Raw genomic sequence first — 17,197 nt, 5'->3', positions numbered from 1 at the left:
GGGGATCAACGCAGGAACGGGGAGGTCATTGCCACCTCCCCGTTGCTCCTGCATCAAGGGCTGACATCGTTGCCGCCGGCGTCGCCACAGTTGCTCATCGCGGTGGTGAAGCCGGAGATGACGTTGTTGCGGGCACGGCTGTTCGCACCGTGGCAACCCAGGCCGACACTGGAAGCGAACCCGTTTCCGATCAGGTCATTGCCCTGGACGGTGATTCGCCCCGAATTGGTCGTCTGCAGGGCCCGCACCGCTCCGGTGCCTGCCTTCAGGACCTGGCGGACACGGTTGCCGGAGATGCTGCCGCCCAGATTGTCAGTGGCGTAAAGACCATAGGTTGAGCCGTTCAGTCCAGCACGCACGAACACCGTCGAGACGGTGTTGTCCAGAAGATCCAGCGTGAAGCGCGTATAGATGCCGAACGAACCTGCACCCGCGGATCCGCCGGTGTCGGTGACGATATTGCGGCGCACGACCGAGCCATCGCCCTCAACCCGCATGCCGATATAGCGATTCACGTCGAAGCGGTTGTCTTCGATCAAATGGCCGCCGCCATTCTCACCGTACAGGAACATGCCGATGTAGTAGCCACGCACCATGCAGTGGCGGACGGTGACATTCTGTCGGTCCGCGCCACGGATGCCGTACATCTGCGTGTCCACACCGGCATTGGCGCCGTCGATCTTGAAGCCATTGCAGTCCAGCGTCACATCGTTGGCATTGATCGTGATGGCCGCCCCACTCAGCGTGGCGGTCGTCAGGTCCTGCTTGAGGCACCACGTCCCGGACTTGGTGATCGTCGCCGGCAGCGCGGTGATCACGTTGGTGCAGCTATCGTAGCTTTCCGCAGCTGCCGCCTTTCCCGGCAGAGCAAGGAAGGCTGCCGCGAAAAGCACCCAGATCACGTTCCTGATTCCCATCGTTCCCCCGTTTCCCTTTGAGACGTTTCGTTGAGGCGGCCCGCGGTGCGGGTTCCGTTCTACCTGGTGATGTCGTTGCGACCGGCCGACGTGCATCTGTCGAGCGCCACGTCGAAACCGTTGATGACGTTGCCCGAAACTGCGCCGGTAGACGCCCAGCACATGATCGCGTGGGACCGTTCCGGGTTCTCGATGGACAGTTCGTTGTCCCGGATGACCGCCCTGGAATCGTCGACGTCAAAGGAGCGATTCGACACGTAGATACCGTAAGCGTGATCGGTGCCGGATCGATACAATTTGCGGATGCGGTTACGCGCCACCAGACCGCGGCTGTCCTGCACCGAGATTGCGGAGACGCTGTTCCCGGGCCCGGAAGTCACGTTGGACACGAGGTTGTCGAGTACGTCGACCGACCCGATGGCGGAGATCGCGGACGCGCCGTTGGCCGTGATGCCGCCGATGTCGCGAATGATGTTGCGCTGTATCACCGAACCATCGCCGACCACTTGGATCGCCTGGTAGCGAAGCTTTTCGAAAATGTTGTCTTCGACGACGTGAAGACCCGGAAAGCCGATTTCATTTCCGGAGATCATCAGGCCAAACTCGAAATTTCGCACCGTGCAATTGCGCACCACAAGGTGCCGGGTGTTGGCGGAAATGCCCCAGGTTTGTGCGTTGGGACCACCAGCCGCGCCATCGATGCCGAAGTTCTTACAGTCGATGGTGACATCGTTGGCCCAAACCGAGATCGCCGACTGCTCGGTGATCGCCGTTTGCAGGTTGCCCTTCAGGCAATACACGCCAGGCTGTTCTATGCGCACCGGCAACTGGGTAATGAAATACTTGCACTGGTCAAAGCTTTCGGCCGCGTGCGCAGGCACGGCAAGACTTCCGGCCAGGACGACGAGCGCCCACCATCCCCGAAAAAGCATGCATCCCCCAATGAATGGCCGGGCTCTGGGTACCCAGACGTTTCCTTGCCTCGAAACCGGAACTCGATCACATTTCCGGTTTTGCACCTTCCCCGAAAGGTGCTCCACCGGCCCGATCTTATGCACCTGCCCTTCCTTCGGCAAGCAGGGGGAGACTTTGTCTCAGTTGGTCATTCGATCCCAAAAGCCTTTCACGCCATCGAGGAAGGTCGAGGCGCGCGGCGAATGGCGGCGCGCACCTTCGCCGACGAAGGTGGCCTCGAACTTCTCCAGCAGCTCGCGCTGCTCGGGGGTCAGGTTGACGGGCGTTTCGACCACGATCCGGCAATACAGGTCGCCGGGCACCCGGCTGCGCACCGACTTGACGCCCTTGTCGCGCAGGCGGAACAGTTTTCCGGTCTGGCTCTCGGCCGGGATGCGCAGCTCGACGTCGCCGTCCAGGGTAGGCACCCGTATCGTGTCGCCCAGGGCAGCCTGCGAGATACGCACCGGCACTTCGCAGTGCAGGTCGTCGCCGTCGCGCTGGAAGATCTCGTGCTCGCGCACGCGCACGTCGACGTACAGATCGCCCGGCGGCGAACCGGCCGGTCCGGCCTCGCCCTCGCCGGTGAGGCGGATGCGATCGCCGTTGTCGACACCGGCGGGAATCTTCACCTGCAGGGTCTTGGTGCGCTCCACGCGTCCCTGGCCGTTGCAGTCGCCACACGGATTGGCGATGGTCTTGCCGCGGCCGCCGCAGTGCGGGCAGGCCTGCTGCATCGAGAAGATGCCGCGCTGGAACCGCACCTGGCCACGGCCCTGGCAGGTCGAGCAGGTCTCCAGGTTGCCGTCGGCCGAGCCGGTGCCGTCGCAGGTGTCGCATTCGTCGAGGGTCGGGATCTCGATGGTCTTCTCGATGCCGCCCACCGCCTCTTCCAGCGTCAGCTCCATCACGTAGCCGATGTCGGCACCGCGACGCGGGCCGCGCGCACCGCCGCCTCCGCCAAAGATGTTGCCGAAGATGTCACCGAAGATGTCGCCCATGTCGGCGTAGCCGGCACCGCCACCACCACCGCCCATGCCGTGCTCGAAGGCGGCGTGGCCGTGCTGGTCGTAGGCGCGACGGCGATTGCCGTCGGTCAGGACCTCGTAGGCTTCCTTGCACTCCTTGAACGTCGCCTCGGCGGCGGCGTCTCCCGGATTGCGGTCCGGGTGGTGCTTCATCGCGCAGCGGCGATAGGCCTTCTTCAGGTCTTCGTCGCTGGCGTCACGGGCCACGCCCAGGACTTCGTAGTAATCGCGCTTGCTCATTTGCCGGGGTTGACTCGGTGACTCGGTAAGGGGGAATCGTCAAAGCGAAGGACCACAGGGTCCACGAACACGAGAAAAGGGAACCGGTTGCGGAAGCACTGCCGATGGCTGCGCTGTCCTCAATCCGGCTCCCCGTCTCCTGCTCCCGCCTTACTTCTTGTCGTCCTTGACTTCAGTGAACTCCGCGTCCACGACGTCATCAGACTTGGGCGCGCTGCCACCGGCATCCTGGCCCGGCTGCGACGCGGCGGCGGCAGCGGCGAACAGCGACTGCGCAGCTTCCTCCAGCACCTTCGACTTGGCCTCGATCTGGCCCTTGTCGTCGCCCTTCATCGCCGTCTCGAGCTCGGCGATCGCGCCTTCGGTGCGGCCGATCACGTCGCCGGCTACCTTGTCGCCGTTGTCCTTGATCGCGCTGCGGGCGTTGTGGATCAACGCGTCGGCGTGGTTGCGGGCCTGCACCAGCTCGTGGAACTTCTGGTCTTCCTCGCGGTTGGCTTCCGCGTCGGCGACCATCTTGGCGATCTCGTCCTCGGACAGGCCGGAACCGGCCTTGATCTCGACCTTCTGTTCCTTGTTGGTCTTCTTGTCCTTGGCCGACACGTGCAGGATGCCGTTGGCGTCGATGTCGAACGAAACTTCCACCTGCGGCATGCCGCGCGGCGCGGCCTCGATGCCGGTCAGGTCGAAGCGGGCCAGCGACTTGTTGTAGCGGGCCTGCTCGCGCTCACCCTGCAGCACGTGCACGGTCACCGCGGACTGGTTGTCCTCGGCGGTGCTGAAGGTCTGCGAGGCCTTGGTCGGGATGGTGGTGTTCTTCTCGATGATCTTGGTGAATACGCCGCCCAGGGTTTCGATGCCCAGCGACAGCGGGGTCACGTCGAGCAGCAGCACGTCCTTGACGTCGCCGGCCAGCACGCCGCCCTGGATCGCGGCACCCACGGCCACGGCCTCGTCGGGGTTGACGTCCTTGCGCGGTTCCTTGCCGAAGAACTCGGCCACGGCCTGCTGCACCTTCGGCATGCGGGTCTGGCCGCCGACCAGGATCACTTCGCTGATCTCGCTGGCACGCAGGCCGGCGTCGTTCAGGGCGATGCGGCACGGCTCGATGGTGCGCTTGACCAGGTCCTCGACCAGGGCTTCGAGCTTGGCGCGGGTCAGCTTGATGTTGAGGTGCTTCGGGCCGGAGGCGTCGGCGGTGACGTACGGCAGGTTGACCTCGGTCTGCTGCGCGCTCGACAGCTCGATCTTGGCGCGCTCGGCCGCGTCCTTCAGGCGCTGCAGGGCCAGCGGGTCCTTGCGCAGGTCGATGCCCTGGTCCTTGAGGAACTCCTCCACCAGGTAATCGATGACGCGCTTGTCGAAGTCTTCGCCGCCCAGGAAGGTGTCGCCGTTGGTGGCCAGCACCTCGACCTGCATCTCGCCGTCGACCGAAGCAATCTCGATGATCGACACGTCGAACGTGCCGCCGCCGAGGTCGTAGACCGCGACCTTGCGGTCGCCGCCCTTCTTGTCCATGCCATAGGCCAGCGCGGCTGCGGTCGGCTCGTTGATGATGCGCTTGACGTCGAGGCCGGCGATCTTGCCGGCGTCCTTGGTCGCCTGGCGCTGGCTGTCGTTGAAGTAGGCCGGCACGGTGATCACCGCCTCGGTGACCGTCTCGCCCAGGTAGGCCTCGGCGGTCTTCTTCATCTTCGCCAGCACTTCAGCGGAAATCTGCTGCGGCGCCATGTTCTTGCCGTCGGCCGTGGCGACCCAGGCGTCGCCGTTCTCGTGCGCGGCAATCGAGTACGGCACCAGGTCGAGGTCCTTCTGGACTTCGGCGTCGGTGAACTTGCGGCCGATCAGACGCTTGACCGCGAAAAAGGTGTTCTTGGGGTTGGTGACGGCCTGGCGCTTGGCCGAGGCGCCGACCAGGACTTCGCCGTCCTTGGTGAAGGCCACGATCGAAGGCGTGGTGCGGTCGCCTTCGGCGTTTTCGATGACCTTGGCCTTGCCGCCTTCCATGATCGCGACGCACGAATTGGTCGTGCCCAGATCGATACCGATGATCTTGCCCATGTGTATAGCTCCCTCGCTAATGCTTGAAATGGTGTGGCGCCGAATCTGTGGTGGCGCCGATGTGCGTTATCTGGGGGTCGGCGGCGTGCTCTTCAAGTTCACGCTCTTCAAGCGATCACGCGCCTTGAGCGGAGCCCTGCCCCGATCGTTCAGTCGTGCTTGGCCACCACCACCAGCGCAGGGCGCAACAGGCGGTCGTTGAGCAGCCAGCCCTTCTGGTAGACCTGGACCACGTCGCCCGGCGCGTGCCCGGCACTCTCGACCATGCTCATCGCCTGGTGGTGCTCCGGGTTGAAGGCCTTGCCGGCCGGATCGATCGCGACCAGGCCGTTGTCGGTGACGACCTTGAGCAGCTGGCGCAGGGTCAGCTCCATGCCTTCGCGCAGGTGCTGGGCGGTGTCGGCCTGGATGGTGAGGCCGGCCTCGAGGCTGTCGATCACCGGCAGCAGGTCGCCGAGCACACGCTCGTTGGCGAACTTGCGCGCCATGTCGATGTCGCGGGCCATGCGCTTGCGCTGGTTCTCCAGTTCGGCGCGTTCGCGCAGCGAGTCCTCACGCAGTTGCGCCAGTTCGGCGCGGGCGGCCTGCAGTTGCGCGGCCAGCGAATCGCCGCCATCGGCGTCGTTGGCGAGTCCCAGGTCGCTGCCGGGGGTGTCGTTGTCGGGGGTGTCTTGCGGATCGATCTGGGTCATGCGGTGCTCCATCCCTGCGCCAAGGGCGCCAAACAATTCGGAAATCCGCGCTCGAGGCGCGACAGGGCAGCAATGGGGCCGCCCTGCGAGGTTTCAAGACGAACTGCGCCGTGGGCGACGGCCAGGTGCCTTCCCGGCCGGCCAGAGGGTGTTCCCGGTTTCAGCGGCGGTTGCCGCAGCCCGACCCGTCAGGACTCGGAATGGATCGCAGCCCCAAGCGCGTCGGCGGCGGCCTGAACCACCGGAATCACCCGCTCGTAAGCCATCCGGGTCGGCCCTATGACCCCCAGGACCCCCAGCACCTGCCCGCTACCCCCGCCGGCAACGTAAGGTGCGGTGACCAGCGACATCCCCTCCAGCGGCGCCAGCCCGGTCTCCTCGCCAATGAAAATGCGAACGCCGGGGGCCTGCACGGTACGTTCGAGCAGCTGCAGGATCTCGCGCTTGCGGGCGAAAGCGTCGAACAGGTCGCGCAGGCGGTCCAGGTCGGCCAGCTCCTGCACCCCCATCAGGCGGGTCTGCCCGGCCAGGACCATGTCGTCGCCGCCGGGAGCCAGGGCCTGCTCGGCCAGCTCGACCGACTGCGTCAGCAGCGACTGCATCTCGGTCTGGGCAGTGCGCAGCTCGCGCAGCAGGGTGGCGCGGATGTCGGCCACGGTGCGCCCGGCGAAATGGGCATTCAGGTAGTTGGCGACGCGCTCGAGTTCGCTGCTGTCGAACGGGCGACGGGTCTGCACGATCCGGTTCTGCACTTCGTTGTCGGCGAACACCAGGATCGCCAGCACGCGCGCGCCGTCGAGCGGAACGAAATCGATGCGGCGGAAGGCGAACTGCTCGCGCCGCGGCACGCTGACCACGCCGACGAAGTGGGTCATCGCCGACAGCAGCTCCGAGGCGCTGCCGAGCAGGGCCTGGGTGCCGGAGCCGGCCGGCAGTTCGCCGCGCAGGCGGGCCAGGTCGGTGTCCGGCAGCGGCCGCACCTGCAGCAGCGAGTCGACGAACAGGCGATAGCCCTGCGCCGTCGGGACGCGGCCGGCCGAGCTGTGCGGCGCGCTGAGCAGGCCGGCGTCTTCCAGGTCGGCCAGGATGTTGCGGATGGTCGCCGCGCTGACGTCCAGCCCGGCGTGCCGCGCCAGCGTCTGCGAGCCGATCGGCTCGCCGCTGTTGATATAGCGGCCGATCAGGGTGCGCAACAGCTGCCGTGCACGCGGGTCGAGGCTGGGATCGGCAGGTTTGCGGCTCATGACCGGGATATTGATAGGGCGCGGCCCGATCCGGTGCAAGGGTTTTCGGTGCACGCCATTCCAGACCAGGCTGCCGATCTGAACCTGCGAGACGCTTCCCCGCTATCACGCCGCAACCCACACAGGGCACAATCGCGCTCCATGCTCGTCCATCTCTCCCTCAAGCAGTTCGCCGTGGTCAGTGAAGCCGAGCTCGGCTTCGGCCCCGGCCTGACCGTCATCTCCGGCGAGACCGGCGCCGGCAAGTCGTTGCTGGTCGATGCGCTGGGCCTGATCTCGGGCCTGCGTGCCGACAGCGGCGTGGTCCGCCATGGCGCCGACCGCGCCGAACTGGTCGCCGGCTTCAGCCTCGACGACGTCCCGCTGGCCCGCGCCTGGCTGCGCGACAACGAATTGGATGAAGACGACGCCTGCCAGATCCGCCGCGTGATCCGCGCCGACGGCGGCTCGCGCGCCTGGGTCAACGGCCGCCCCGTCACCCTGGGCCAGCTCAGCGAGCTGTCCACCCTGCTGGTCGAGATCCATGGCCAGCACGAGCACCAGGCGCTGCTGTCGCGCCCCAGCCAGCTGGCGTTGCTGGATGCCTTTGGCCGTACCCAGACCGAACTGGGCGCCGTCGGCGCCGCGGCGGCACGCTGGAGTGCGCTACTGGCCGAGCGCGATGCGCTGTCGGCGCAGGGCGACGTCTCCGACCGCATCGGCTGGCTCGAACACCAGCATGGCGAACTGGATCGCGAAGACCTGGAGGCCGAGGCAATCGCGCGCCTGCAGGACGACCATCGCCGCCATGCCCATGCCGCCGACCTGATCGCCGCCTGCGAAGGTGCCTTCGCCCGCCTCGGCGGCGAGGAAGGCCCGTCGCTTTCGCGCAGCCTGCAACAGGTTCGCAGCGACCTGCAACGCGTGCTCGAACACGAGCCGCGCCTGGGCGATGTCGACGGCATGCTCGATGCCGCCGCGATCCAGGTCGACGAGGCCCTCGCCCTGCTCGACCGGGTTCGTAGCGATCTCGATCTCGACCCGTCGGCGCTGGAAGCCATCGAGCAGCGCCTGACCCGCATCCACGAACTGGCACGCAAGCACCGCGTGCCACCCGAGCAGTTGGGCGCGCAGCGCGATGCGATCGCGGCCGAACTGGAATCGCTGCAAGGCGCCGGCGTGCGCCTGGCCCGCCTCGACACCGAGATCGAAGCCGCGCGTCACGACTGGCGCCAGGCCGCCGACGCGCTCGGCCGCCTGCGCCGTGATGCCGCAGCCAACTTGTCTGCCAGCACCAGCGCGCTGATTTCCGAACTAGGCATGGGCGGCGGCCGCTTCGACGTCCAGATCGAGCCGGTCGAAACCGATCGACCCGACCCGCAGGGTGGCGAGCGCGTGGAGTTCCTGGTCGCCGCCAACCCGGGCCAGCCGGCGCGGGCGCTGCGCAAGGTCGCCTCCGGCGGCGAGCTGTCGCGCATCTCGCTGGCGATCGAGGTCGCTGCGCTGGGACTGGATGCGGTGCCGACGATGGTCTTCGACGAAGTCGACACCGGCATCGGCGGCGCCGTGGCCGAGATCGTCGGCCAGAAGCTGCGCGCACTGGGCGCCAGCCGCCAGGTGCTGTGCGTGACCCACCTGCCGCAGGTCGCCGCGCAGGGCCATGCCCATTACCGGGTCAGCAAGGCGGCCAGCGAGGGTGTCACCCAGAGCGCGGTGCAACTGCTCAATGCCAGGCAGCGCGAGGAAGAACTGGCGCGCATGCTCGGCGGCGTCGAACTCACGCGTGAAGCACGGGCCGCCGCCAAGCGTTTGCTGGCCGACGTCTGACGTCGACGTAGGAGCGAGCTTGCTCGCGATCATGCGCCCGGGTCGCGAGCAAGCTCGCTCCTACCGGCAACTTTTGCACCCGGTCGCGAGCAAGCTCGCTCCTACGTCGGCGGGTTGGCGTCTTCGGCTGCCTTCTTGCGCAACGTCGTCTGCAGCACCGCCACCAGCAGCGCCACCGACCAGCCCGCCAGCAGCACGCCGACCAGGCTTTGCAGTGCACCGACCAGGCGCCATTCCGGCGGCAGCAGCACATCGCCGTAACCGAGCGTGGCATAGCTGACCACCGAGAAATACAGCGCGGTGTTCCAGGTCCACTCGGCGTTCTTCCACTCGTAGAACCACGCCCAGACGACGGTTTCGGCGCTGTGCAGCAGGATCAGCTCGATCACCACACGGACCAGGAAGAAATGCAGGTAGCGGCCTTCGCGCGGCCGCTGCGCCTTGGCGATCTGTTTGATCGTGATGGCGCTGTAACCGCTGTGCATCACCACGCAGATCGCGGTCAGCAGCAACGACCAGAGCAACTGGTTAAGCATGGCGTTCGTCCTTGTGGTTGGCCGTCACTCCACGATCCAATGCGACACGATCGGATGCGGCGGCGGTGCTTGCTCTTCAGGCCTGCCCTGGCCCGGACCTCACTTCTCAGCGCTTCTTGCGCACGTACAGCACCAGCGAGTGTTCTTCGATCTCGTAACCGTGCCTGGCAGCGATCTTGCGCTGCAGTTCCTCGATCTCCGGGCTTTCGAACTCGGTGATCTTGCCGGTGTCGACGTCGACCATGTGGTCGTGGTGGTGGCCACGGTCGAGCTCGTACACCGACTGCCCGGCCTCGAAATTGTGCTTGAGCACGAGCCCGGCGGCCTCGAACTGGGTCAGCACGCGGTAGACCGTGGCCAGGCCGATGTCCTCGCCATGCTCGAGCAGGTGGCGATAGATGTCTTCGGCGGTCATGTGGCGCGGCTTGGCCTGCTCCAGCAGTTCCAGGATCCGCAGGCGCGGGTGCGTGACCTTCAGTCCGACATTGCGCAGGTCTTGCGATTCCATCTGGATTCCTCGGGTCAAGCGTCGCCGGACGGGCGCGGCGGCCATGGCGGCGGCTGGTGCCGGGCGCCGGAACGCCCGATGAACGCTGTCGGGCCGCCGCCGCCTGCCTCCGCGCTTGGTGGATGCGGGCTTCAGTGTATCATCGCCGCGTTATCCGCCTGTCGTAGACACCGATGCCGAAGCACACGATGCACAAGCTCCTGTTGGTCCTTTCCATCGCCGTGGCCACCGGCGGGTGCGGCATCCTCTACAAGCAGCCGATCTACCAGGGGAACCTGCTGGAAAAGGCCAATGTCGACCAGCTGCAGGCCGGCATGAGCAAGCAACAGGTGTCCCTGCTGCTGGGCTCGCCGTCGATCGAGGACCCGTTCCACCACAACCGTTGGGACTACACCTCGACCCAGCGCGCCGACCGCGTTGGCCATACCGAGATCAAGAACCTCACCCTGTGGTTCGAGAACGACGCCCTGGCCAAGTGGGAAGGCGACTACTTCCCCGAGCAGGACGAAGAGCTGGCCAAGTCCGCGCCGAAACAGTTCGGCCGCAACCTGCCCAAGGAAAAGGACAAGCGCCGCGGGCGCTGAGTCCGGTCGTAGCGCGGCACCCGCGCTGACCTGCCCCACCATCCCTTCGAGCTACTTGCGCGGCACCTGCTGCGCGCGCCGGCGGCGTGACTCTTTCGGGTCCGCCTGCAGCGGCCTGAGCAGTTCCAGCCGGTCGCCATCGCGCAGCCGCGTGTCGACCGCCACGCGCACGCCGAACACCGCATAGCCGGTCGTTTCCGGATCGTCCGCCAGCCCGCTGGCCCGGAGCGCGTCTTCCACGCAAGCGTCCTCGTCCAACTCCAGCGCTACCGCTTCGAATCGGCGAGGCCACGCGCGGACGACTTCGACCTTCATGCTTCCTCGCCGCGGTCGGCCACCTTGATGAAGTCGTCGACCATGCGATCGGCCAGGCCCTGGAAGCCGATCGCCATCGCCGGACCCAGCAGCTTGACCTTCGGTTCGAACGTCAGCGTCAGCGTGACCTTGCAGGCCGACTCGTCCAGCGCATGGAACTCCCAGCGCCCGCCGAGACTGCGAAACGGACCGTCGACCAGCTTGAGCTCGATGTGGTGTGGCGGCGACATCATGTTCTCGGTGGTGAACCAGGTGCGCAGCGCGCCAAAGCCGATATCGAGGCGGGCGACGATGCGACCGTCCCCGGCCTCCAGCACCTGCGCGGCCTCGCACCAATCGAAGCGGCGCGGATAGGCGGCCACATCGTTGACCAGCGCGAACATGCGCGCGGCGGAGTGTTCGACAAGGGCGGTGCGGCGGATGGTCTGCATGGTCTGGGCTGGGCGTCGCGCCTGGGCTCTAGGGCCTGGTATCGCCCAGGCCCCGGTTCGGGGACAATGGCGCGATGTCCAAGAATTCCAACAAGAAGACCGGCAAGGATAAGGGAAAGGGCGGCGCCGGCGGCACCATCGCGCTCAACAAGCGCGCCCGCCACGACTACCTCCTCGAGCAGAAGTTCGAGGCCGGGCTGTCCCTGCAGGGCTGGGAGCTGAAGGCGATCCGCGCCGGCCGCGCCAACATCGTCGAAGGCTACGCGGTGGTGCGTAACGGCGAGATGTTCCTGCACGGCGTGCAGATCACCCCGCTGATCTCGGCCTCGACCCACGTCGTCCCCGAAGAGCGCCGCACCCGCAAGCTGCTGATGCACCGCCACGAGATCGACAACCTGATCGGCCGCATCCAGCGCGACGGCTACACCGTCGTCCCGACCGCACTGTACTGGAAGGGCAACAAGGTCAAGTGCGAGGTCGCCCTGGCCAAGGGCAAGCAGGCCCACGACAAGCGCCAGGCCAGCAAGGAACAGGACTGGCAGCGCGAGAAGCAGCGCGTAATGCGCGGGCACAACAAGAACGCGTAGCGGCGCCGTACACAGCCCCTACCCGTCATTCCGGCGAAAGCCGGAATCCAGGCCTGCGACGCATCAGCTCACTCACCGTCATCCCGGCGCACGCCGGGATCCAGTGACGAAGCGTCAACATCGAAGTGGCCGGAGTCGGTGCAACAACCGTCAGAAGTTGCCAGCCTGGATCCCGGCGTTCGCCGGGATGACGAGATGGCAAAGGGTCAGGTCGCGGGCCTCAGTCGATCAGCTTCTCGCGCGGCAGCGTGAACCAGAACGTCGCACCGCGGCCCACCTCGCCCTCGGCGCGAATCGTGCCGCCGTGGCGCTCGACGATGCGCTTGACCGAAGCCAGGCCGATGCCGTGGCCGGCGAAGTCCTCGTTCTGGTGCAGGCGCTGGAACGGCCGGAACAGCTTGTCGACATACTCCTGCGAGAACCCGGCGCCGTTGTCGCGGACGAAGTACTCCGGGCCTGCCTCGCGCTGCACGGCACCGAACTCGATCTGCGCACCGACGCGGTCGCGGGTGAACTTCCAGGCATTGCCCAGCAGGTTGCCGAGCAGGTTGCGCAGCAGGGTCGCATCGCCGATCACGAACAGCTCCGGCTCGATCTGGATGTCGACCTGGCGCTTGCCGTCGCCGATCCTGAGCTCTTCCAGCACTTCGCTGGCCAGGCGACTGAGATCGACACGCTCGAGTTTCAGTTCGCCACGACTCAGGCGCGACATCTTCAGCAGCGCGTCGATCAGCTCGCCCATGCGCGCGGCGGCGCGGCGAACGCGCACCAGATACCCCTTGCCGGCATCGTCGAGCCCGGTGGAATGGCGTTCGACCAGGATCCGGCTGAAACCATCGATCGCCCGCAACGGCGCGCGCAAGTCGTGCGAGATGCTGTAGGCGAACGCCTCCAGCTCCTGGTTGGCCTGGCTCAGTTCGCGCGTGCGCAACGCCACGCGCGCTTCCAGCGTGCGGTTGAGCGCATGCACGCGCGCCTCGGCGCGCAGGCGTTCGGTGACGTCCTCGACCTGCACCAGGCCGGCGATATCCTGGCCGATATTGCCCGGCACCGGTGAGTAGGTCAGCTGCGCCTGGCGCGGCTCGCCACCCTCGCGGTGCAGGCGCCGGGTGGCACGGTGAATGCCCTGCGCGTCGGTGCTGCCGCTGGCGTGCGCGATCATTTCCGGTTCGTCGCTTTCGAACAGCGAATCAAAACGCACGCCGACCAGGGCTTGCGGCGTCAAGCCAACGATCGTCGCCAGTGCCGGGTTGGCTTCGACGATGTGCCCCTCGCTGTCGAGCAACGCCTTGCCGATCGCCGAATACAGCATGGCGCTGCGAAAACGCATCTCGCTGCGGCGGAAGTCCTCGGTCATGCGCACCGCGATCCGGTACGCCTGCGCTTCGGTGCGCGCCAGCATCCAGGCGATGGCATACAGCAGCAGCGACGAGAACAATCCCAGCGCGAGCAGGTTCTGCAATCCCTGCAGGCGCGGCGCGGCCACTGCCAACGGCGCCGACTCGAAATCCACGCGCCAGCGGCGACCGTACTGGTTGAAGCGTTCGCTGTGGCGGAACGCCGGCGGGCGCTTGTCGCCGGCGACGGGCGTGGCGAACAGCACGCTTTCCTCGCCGCCCTCGTCGACGACGCGGAACCGGGCACTGCCATGCACCGCCCCGAGCGCGTTGCGCACGAACCCGTCCACTCGCAACGGCACGTACGCCCAGCCCTGGATCTCGGCCCGGCGCAGCCCGGTCGTCGCCGGCCGGCTGCCGCCTCGATAGACCGGCAGGTACAGCAGCAGTCCGGTGCCCTGCAGCGGGCCGTCCTGGATCAGGTGCACGGGACCGGTCAGGTAGGTGTTGCCGGTGTCCATGGCGGCGGTCATCGCCGCCCGCCGCACCGGCTCGGAGAACATGTCGAAGCCGACCGCGGCGACGTTGGCCGGCGTCTTCGGCTCCAGGTAGAGGATCGGTCCGTAGTCGGCGCGCTCACCGCGCGGCCACACCTCGAGCATGCCGTAGCCCAGGTCGCGCCATTCCAGCTGCACCTCCGGTAGACGGGTGGCCGTCACGTACTCGGCGAAGCCGAGCCCGACCATGCCGGCGAAGCGCTCCTGGATGTCCATGCCGTCGACATAGGCCTTCCACTGCGCCGGCGTCGGCCGCGCCCGCGTCACCGATGCGAACATCGACACGCCACCGCGGGCGACCAGTTCGTACTTGATCATGCCCTGGCGCAGCAGTTCGGTGACTTCCGCGCTCTTGCTGATGAACTCCGCCTCGGCCGCGCGCAGTTCGCGCTCGCGCGCCGCCCGCCAGGCGGTGAACACCAGCACCAGCGAACCGACCAGCACGATCAGCGCCAGCAGGTAGCCCCGCCGCGGCGACAGCTCCGCGAGCTCGGGGGAACGGGGGCCGGCGGCTTCGGTCATTGCGCCAAGCATACAAAGCCCGGGCGTCGAGCGGAGCATCGCCCCCGGGGGCCGGCCGTGCCCGTTCCCACGCCCGTTGCTTGAATGCCACCTGCCCGACAGACCAGGACAGCGCTTGTGCCAGCGCGATGCGCCCCTATACTGGCTGGGTCAGCGAACAGCTGTCCCCGGGGGTGCACTGGCTTCGACGGGGGTTGCGAAATCGCCTGGCGCATGCCGAGGGGGTAGCTTTCCTCGTAAATCCAGCTGCAAACTTCTAGTTGCCAACGACGACAACTACGCTCTCGCCGCTTAAGGCGTAAGCCCCGAAACTGCTTGTGTCCGTGCTCGCAGTGTAGGGTCATCATCACGGAATCGCCGGGGACGGTTGCCTGTCAGTCCCTGGTCAACTCAAAACAGGCTGGTTCCCGGATGCGCTTTGCGCGCCGTGCTGTTCGGGGACGAGATCCAACGGAGCGCTAAGCATGTAGTGCCGGGGATGGAGTGCCTTCGGACGGGGGTTCAATTCCCCCCACCTCCACCATTCAAGCAAAAGCCCGCCATGTGCGGGCTTTTTGCTTTAGTCGGCCGTGCCGGCGACGACCGCTGCGGCATCGATGCTGTCAGATTCCGGCGCTGGGCCGTTGCTCCATCTCAACGCCACCATCCGCAGCGGGCTGAAGCGGAACGTGAGCCGTCCCGACCCAGCCGGGACGCAAACACCCCGGAACATCGCGTTGGCGCGCAGCAGCGGCAGCTCCTGCCCATCGACCTCTGCCCACCAGCCGGGTGCGTCGATCTCGTTGAGCACGATCCAGGCCGGTGACGGCGCGCGATAGTCGATCTCGACGCGATTGGCGCCATAGGAGACAGGCACGACCTGCGCGACTCCACCTTGCTGGCGCGGGCACGAAATGCCTTCGAGCGCCGACTCGGGCAACCAGGCCTCGTTGTTGAAATCTGTTTCCTGGAACGCCGCCGCAGGCGGCAACGAACCCTGGTGCCCGCGCACGGAGGTCGGATTGAGAATGCGCGGAAGCACGGATTCGCGCAGCTTCCAGTGCACGCCGTTGGACTCGACGCTGCCCTGCAGCGATTCGCGTGAGACGACCACGCGCAGACCGAGCAGGTCGAACGCCGGCGAGTCGTAGCCCGGTGCCAGCTCGGTGAAAACCCGTTCCGACAGCGTTCCAACGTAGGTGGACGAACCGAACGCGGAAGCGTACGGCGCGTACAGCATGGGGTTGTAGCCGCCGGTCATCGCCACGCCGCGCACGCCGATGGCGTTGACCAGGGCATTGACCCCGATGATCTCGGCGCGCTCGGGAATGATGCTGCTGCGGACCATGCCATGGACGCGATTGAGGATCGGCGCGGTAGCCGATATCCCGTCCGCCGGGAGGTGCGTGCCCTGGTACAGCTTTCTCACCTCGCCGCTACCGCCGTAATAGCGGTTGCGCACGTTGTGGACCCCGAGGTCCAGCGCGAACAGCACCAGCAGCATTGCCAGCGTCAGCGGGCCGATGGGGCGATTCTCGCGAAGGGCCCAGATGGCGGCGGCAGAAATGATTGCCGTCACGACCAGCGGCAGCAGGGAACGCACTCCACCCAGGTGCGTTGTTCCATGCCAGACGGCGTAGGCGCCCAGACCGCCCAGGATTGCCAAACCTGCCCAGTTCGGGCGCCACTGCGCCCCTCGCAGGCGCGACTCCAGCGCCAGGGCAGCCAGCAGCGCGGCAGGCGGGACGAACAGGAACAGCGCATCGGCCGGCCGGCGAAACAGCGAAACCCCGGGCAGCCATTCGTACAGCCATGCGTACACGGGAGTTCGCAATCCAAGCACGTAGACGGTCGCCAGGGCGACGCAACACATTGCACCGAGTACCAGGTGCCGGTATTGCGGCAGTGTCGAGCGGCCCCAGGCAGCCCAGACCGCAAGCGGCACTGCCCCCAGATAGAGGTAGTTCGCGGTCAGGTCACCGCCGCCCACGTACCTGCCGCGAGCCCATAGAAGATCGGCGCCCAGCAGGGTGCCCAGCGCGGGCCAGGTCAGGCTGCCGCCGAGCGCATCGTCGAGGAGCAGTCGCCCGCGGTTCGTATCCGGCAGGAAAGCAAAGGTCGCCAACAATTGTGGCAGGGAGACCACGACTGCGAGGGCTCCAGCCAGGGCCAGGCAACTTGCGTAGCGCAAGCGATCTTCTGGCGCGACGCGGGCGGCGAGCAGATACACGCCGTATGCAATCGCGGCCAAACCCATGAGATAGGTGACCTGGGTCATCTGCAAGGCGCACAAGCCTCCGAACAGACCGGCGAGCGCCGCTGTCGCCGGCTTCGGTCGTTGCGACAGCCGTCGCAGCCCCCACCACAGCCAGGGCAGCCAGGCATAGCTCACGATCATCGGCACGTGCTGCATGCGCGAAGCCGCGACCCCGCCGAACATCACCGTAAGCGCGAACAGCAGCCTGGAGGCCGGATGCAGGCCATAACTGCGGGCCACGACCAGCGCACCCAGTCCGGCCAGCAGGACATGCAAAAGCACGACCACGGTGAACCAGCTCATCGACGGCAGCGGCGACAGCAGCATCGGCAGCACGACCGTCGGCTGGAACGTCATCGCCTGCGGGTCGGCGAACTGCGGATAGCCGCCAAACAGCAGCGGATTCCACCACGGACCGTCCAGGTTGCGCAGTTGTTGAACGGTGAATGCGACAGACGGATAGAACTGTTGTGCGGCGTCGTAGGGAAGTACGCGGCTGCCGAAGAGCCACGGCGCGCACAGCAACGCCCACAGTACGGTCAGGAAGAACGCTGGGCGCGCCAGTGCCGCATCTGCGGCGTGGCGAAGAGAAGGTCGTGACATTCGATGGCGGCCCAACTGCAGATGCGTCGGACCCATGAG

At 66.6% G+C, this 17,197-nt stretch carries 15 protein-coding genes and 1 other RNA gene; 4 read left to right on the top strand and 12 right to left on the bottom strand.

The genetic code is table 11. The annotated features are described in order from the left end of the window. Positions 1–53: 53 nt before the first annotated feature. From AC3A3X_RS10620 to hrcA, 6 genes are all read right to left on the bottom strand, one after another. Complete coding sequence (locus tag AC3A3X_RS10620) at positions 54–902, bottom strand: right-handed parallel beta-helix repeat-containing protein (protein WP_487582992.1); 849 nt, start codon at positions 900–902, stop codon at positions 54–56. 74 nt (positions 903–976) lie between these two features. Continuing rightward, positions 977–1,849 carry a right-handed parallel beta-helix repeat-containing protein gene (locus AC3A3X_RS10615; RefSeq protein ID WP_487582991.1) on the bottom strand — a complete coding sequence of 291 codons (873 nt, stop codon included), beginning with the start codon at positions 1,847–1,849 and terminating at the stop codon, positions 977–979. A 162-nt stretch (positions 1,850–2,011) separates the two neighbouring features. Continuing rightward, a complete protein-coding gene (gene dnaJ, locus AC3A3X_RS10610) occupies positions 2,012–3,139 on the bottom strand; it encodes a molecular chaperone DnaJ (protein WP_487582990.1) in 1,128 nt (375 codons plus the stop codon). A 150-nt stretch (positions 3,140–3,289) separates the two neighbouring features. Further along, positions 3,290–5,200 (bottom strand): molecular chaperone DnaK, encoded by a 1,911-nt coding sequence (dnaK, locus tag AC3A3X_RS10605; protein WP_487582989.1) that lies wholly within the window; start codon positions 5,198–5,200, stop codon positions 3,290–3,292. Positions 5,201–5,349: 149 nt separating this feature from the next. Further along, positions 5,350–5,892 carry a nucleotide exchange factor GrpE gene (gene grpE, locus AC3A3X_RS10600; RefSeq protein WP_487582988.1) on the bottom strand — a complete coding sequence of 181 codons (543 nt, stop codon included), beginning with the start codon at positions 5,890–5,892 and terminating at the stop codon, positions 5,350–5,352. Positions 5,893–6,080: 188 nt separating this feature from the next. After that, positions 6,081–7,136 (bottom strand): heat-inducible transcriptional repressor HrcA, encoded by a 1,056-nt coding sequence (gene hrcA / locus AC3A3X_RS10595; protein ID WP_487582987.1) that lies wholly within the window; start codon positions 7,134–7,136, stop codon positions 6,081–6,083. Between the two features lie 141 nt (positions 7,137–7,277). On the opposite strand from hrcA, the gene recN reads away from it, so the two are divergent. Then, entirely contained in the window at positions 7,278–8,942 is a 1,665-nt protein-coding gene (gene recN / locus AC3A3X_RS10590) for a DNA repair protein RecN (protein WP_487582986.1), read from the top strand. A gap of 101 nt (positions 8,943–9,043) precedes the next feature. Here recN and AC3A3X_RS10585 read toward each other — a convergent pair whose 3' ends face one another. Both AC3A3X_RS10585 and fur read right to left on the bottom strand, forming a co-directional pair. Further along, positions 9,044–9,478 carry a potassium channel family protein gene (locus AC3A3X_RS10585; RefSeq protein WP_487582985.1) on the bottom strand — a complete coding sequence of 145 codons (435 nt, stop codon included), beginning with the start codon at positions 9,476–9,478 and terminating at the stop codon, positions 9,044–9,046. A gap of 106 nt (positions 9,479–9,584) precedes the next feature. Next, positions 9,585–9,986: a ferric iron uptake transcriptional regulator gene (gene fur / locus AC3A3X_RS10580; RefSeq protein WP_487582984.1), complete on the bottom strand. Its 402-nt coding sequence runs from the start codon at positions 9,984–9,986 to the stop codon at positions 9,585–9,587. A 188-nt stretch (positions 9,987–10,174) separates the two neighbouring features. On the opposite strand from fur, the gene AC3A3X_RS10575 reads away from it, so the two are divergent. After that, a complete protein-coding gene (locus tag AC3A3X_RS10575) occupies positions 10,175–10,570 on the top strand; it encodes an outer membrane protein assembly factor BamE (protein WP_487582983.1) in 396 nt (131 codons plus the stop codon). 51 nt (positions 10,571–10,621) lie between these two features. On the opposite strand, the gene AC3A3X_RS10570 is transcribed toward AC3A3X_RS10575, so the two are convergent. Next, positions 10,622–10,885: an RnfH family protein gene (locus AC3A3X_RS10570; protein WP_487582982.1), complete on the bottom strand. Its 264-nt coding sequence runs from the start codon at positions 10,883–10,885 to the stop codon at positions 10,622–10,624. Next, a complete protein-coding gene (locus AC3A3X_RS10565) occupies positions 10,882–11,316 on the bottom strand; it encodes a type II toxin-antitoxin system RatA family toxin (RefSeq protein WP_487582981.1) in 435 nt (144 codons plus the stop codon). The genes AC3A3X_RS10570 and AC3A3X_RS10565 overlap by 4 nt, the downstream gene beginning before the upstream one ends. A gap of 74 nt (positions 11,317–11,390) precedes the next feature. Here AC3A3X_RS10565 and smpB point away from each other — a divergent pair, with 74 nt between their 5' ends. After that, complete coding sequence (gene smpB / locus AC3A3X_RS10560; protein WP_487582980.1) at positions 11,391–11,903, top strand: SsrA-binding protein SmpB; 513 nt, start codon at positions 11,391–11,393, stop codon at positions 11,901–11,903. Between the two features lie 220 nt (positions 11,904–12,123). Here the strand turns inward: smpB and AC3A3X_RS10555 are convergent, their stop codons facing one another. Beyond that, entirely contained in the window at positions 12,124–14,319 is a 2,196-nt protein-coding gene (locus AC3A3X_RS10555; RefSeq protein WP_487582979.1) for a CHASE domain-containing protein, read from the bottom strand. A 169-nt stretch (positions 14,320–14,488) separates the two neighbouring features. On the opposite strand from AC3A3X_RS10555, the gene ssrA reads away from it, so the two are divergent. Then, positions 14,489–14,842, top strand: a transfer-messenger RNA (tmRNA) gene (ssrA, locus tag AC3A3X_RS10550). Between the two features lie 36 nt (positions 14,843–14,878). On the opposite strand, the gene AC3A3X_RS10545 is transcribed toward ssrA, so the two are convergent. After that, on the bottom strand, positions 14,879–17,158 hold the full coding sequence (locus AC3A3X_RS10545) for a hypothetical protein (RefSeq protein ID WP_487582978.1): 2,280 nt from the start codon (positions 17,156–17,158) through the stop codon (positions 14,879–14,881). Positions 17,159–17,197 lie beyond the last annotated feature (39 nt).

The sequence above is a fragment of the Lysobacter sp. Soil_N_23 genome (genome assembly GCF_057656135.1).
The sequence above is the reverse complement of the archived record's forward strand: the minus strand, read 5'-3'. Positions and strand labels throughout refer to the sequence as shown.

What these genes read in the sequence shown, in the direction of transcription:
- AC3A3X_RS10615 (WP_487582991.1), bottom strand. Translation starts at nt 1,849, where the DNA reads ATGCTTTTTCGGGGATGGTGGGCGCTCGTCGTCCTGGCCGGAAGTCTT.
- dnaJ (WP_487582990.1), bottom strand. Translation starts at nt 3,139, where the DNA reads ATGAGCAAGCGCGATTACTACGAAGTCCTGGGCGTGGCCCGTGACGCC.
- dnaK (WP_487582989.1), bottom strand. Translation starts at nt 5,200, where the DNA reads ATGGGCAAGATCATCGGTATCGATCTGGGCACGACCAATTCGTGCGTC.
- grpE (WP_487582988.1), bottom strand. Translation starts at nt 5,892, where the DNA reads ATGACCCAGATCGATCCGCAAGACACCCCCGACAACGACACCCCCGGC.
- hrcA (WP_487582987.1), bottom strand. Translation starts at nt 7,136, where the DNA reads ATGAGCCGCAAACCTGCCGATCCCAGCCTCGACCCGCGTGCACGGCAG.
- recN (WP_487582986.1), top strand. Translation starts at nt 7,278, where the DNA reads ATGCTCGTCCATCTCTCCCTCAAGCAGTTCGCCGTGGTCAGTGAAGCC.
- AC3A3X_RS10585 (WP_487582985.1), bottom strand. Translation starts at nt 9,478, where the DNA reads ATGCTTAACCAGTTGCTCTGGTCGTTGCTGCTGACCGCGATCTGCGTG.
- fur (WP_487582984.1), bottom strand. Translation starts at nt 9,986, where the DNA reads ATGGAATCGCAAGACCTGCGCAATGTCGGACTGAAGGTCACGCACCCG.
- AC3A3X_RS10575 (WP_487582983.1), top strand. Translation starts at nt 10,175, where the DNA reads ATGCACAAGCTCCTGTTGGTCCTTTCCATCGCCGTGGCCACCGGCGGG.
- AC3A3X_RS10570 (WP_487582982.1), bottom strand. Translation starts at nt 10,885, where the DNA reads ATGAAGGTCGAAGTCGTCCGCGCGTGGCCTCGCCGATTCGAAGCGGTA.
- AC3A3X_RS10565 (WP_487582981.1), bottom strand. Translation starts at nt 11,316, where the DNA reads ATGCAGACCATCCGCCGCACCGCCCTTGTCGAACACTCCGCCGCGCGC.
- smpB (WP_487582980.1), top strand. Translation starts at nt 11,391, where the DNA reads ATGTCCAAGAATTCCAACAAGAAGACCGGCAAGGATAAGGGAAAGGGC.
- AC3A3X_RS10555 (WP_487582979.1), bottom strand. Translation starts at nt 14,319, where the DNA reads ATGACCGAAGCCGCCGGCCCCCGTTCCCCCGAGCTCGCGGAGCTGTCG.
- AC3A3X_RS10545 (WP_487582978.1), bottom strand. Translation starts at nt 17,158, where the DNA reads ATGTCACGACCTTCTCTTCGCCACGCCGCAGATGCGGCACTGGCGCGC.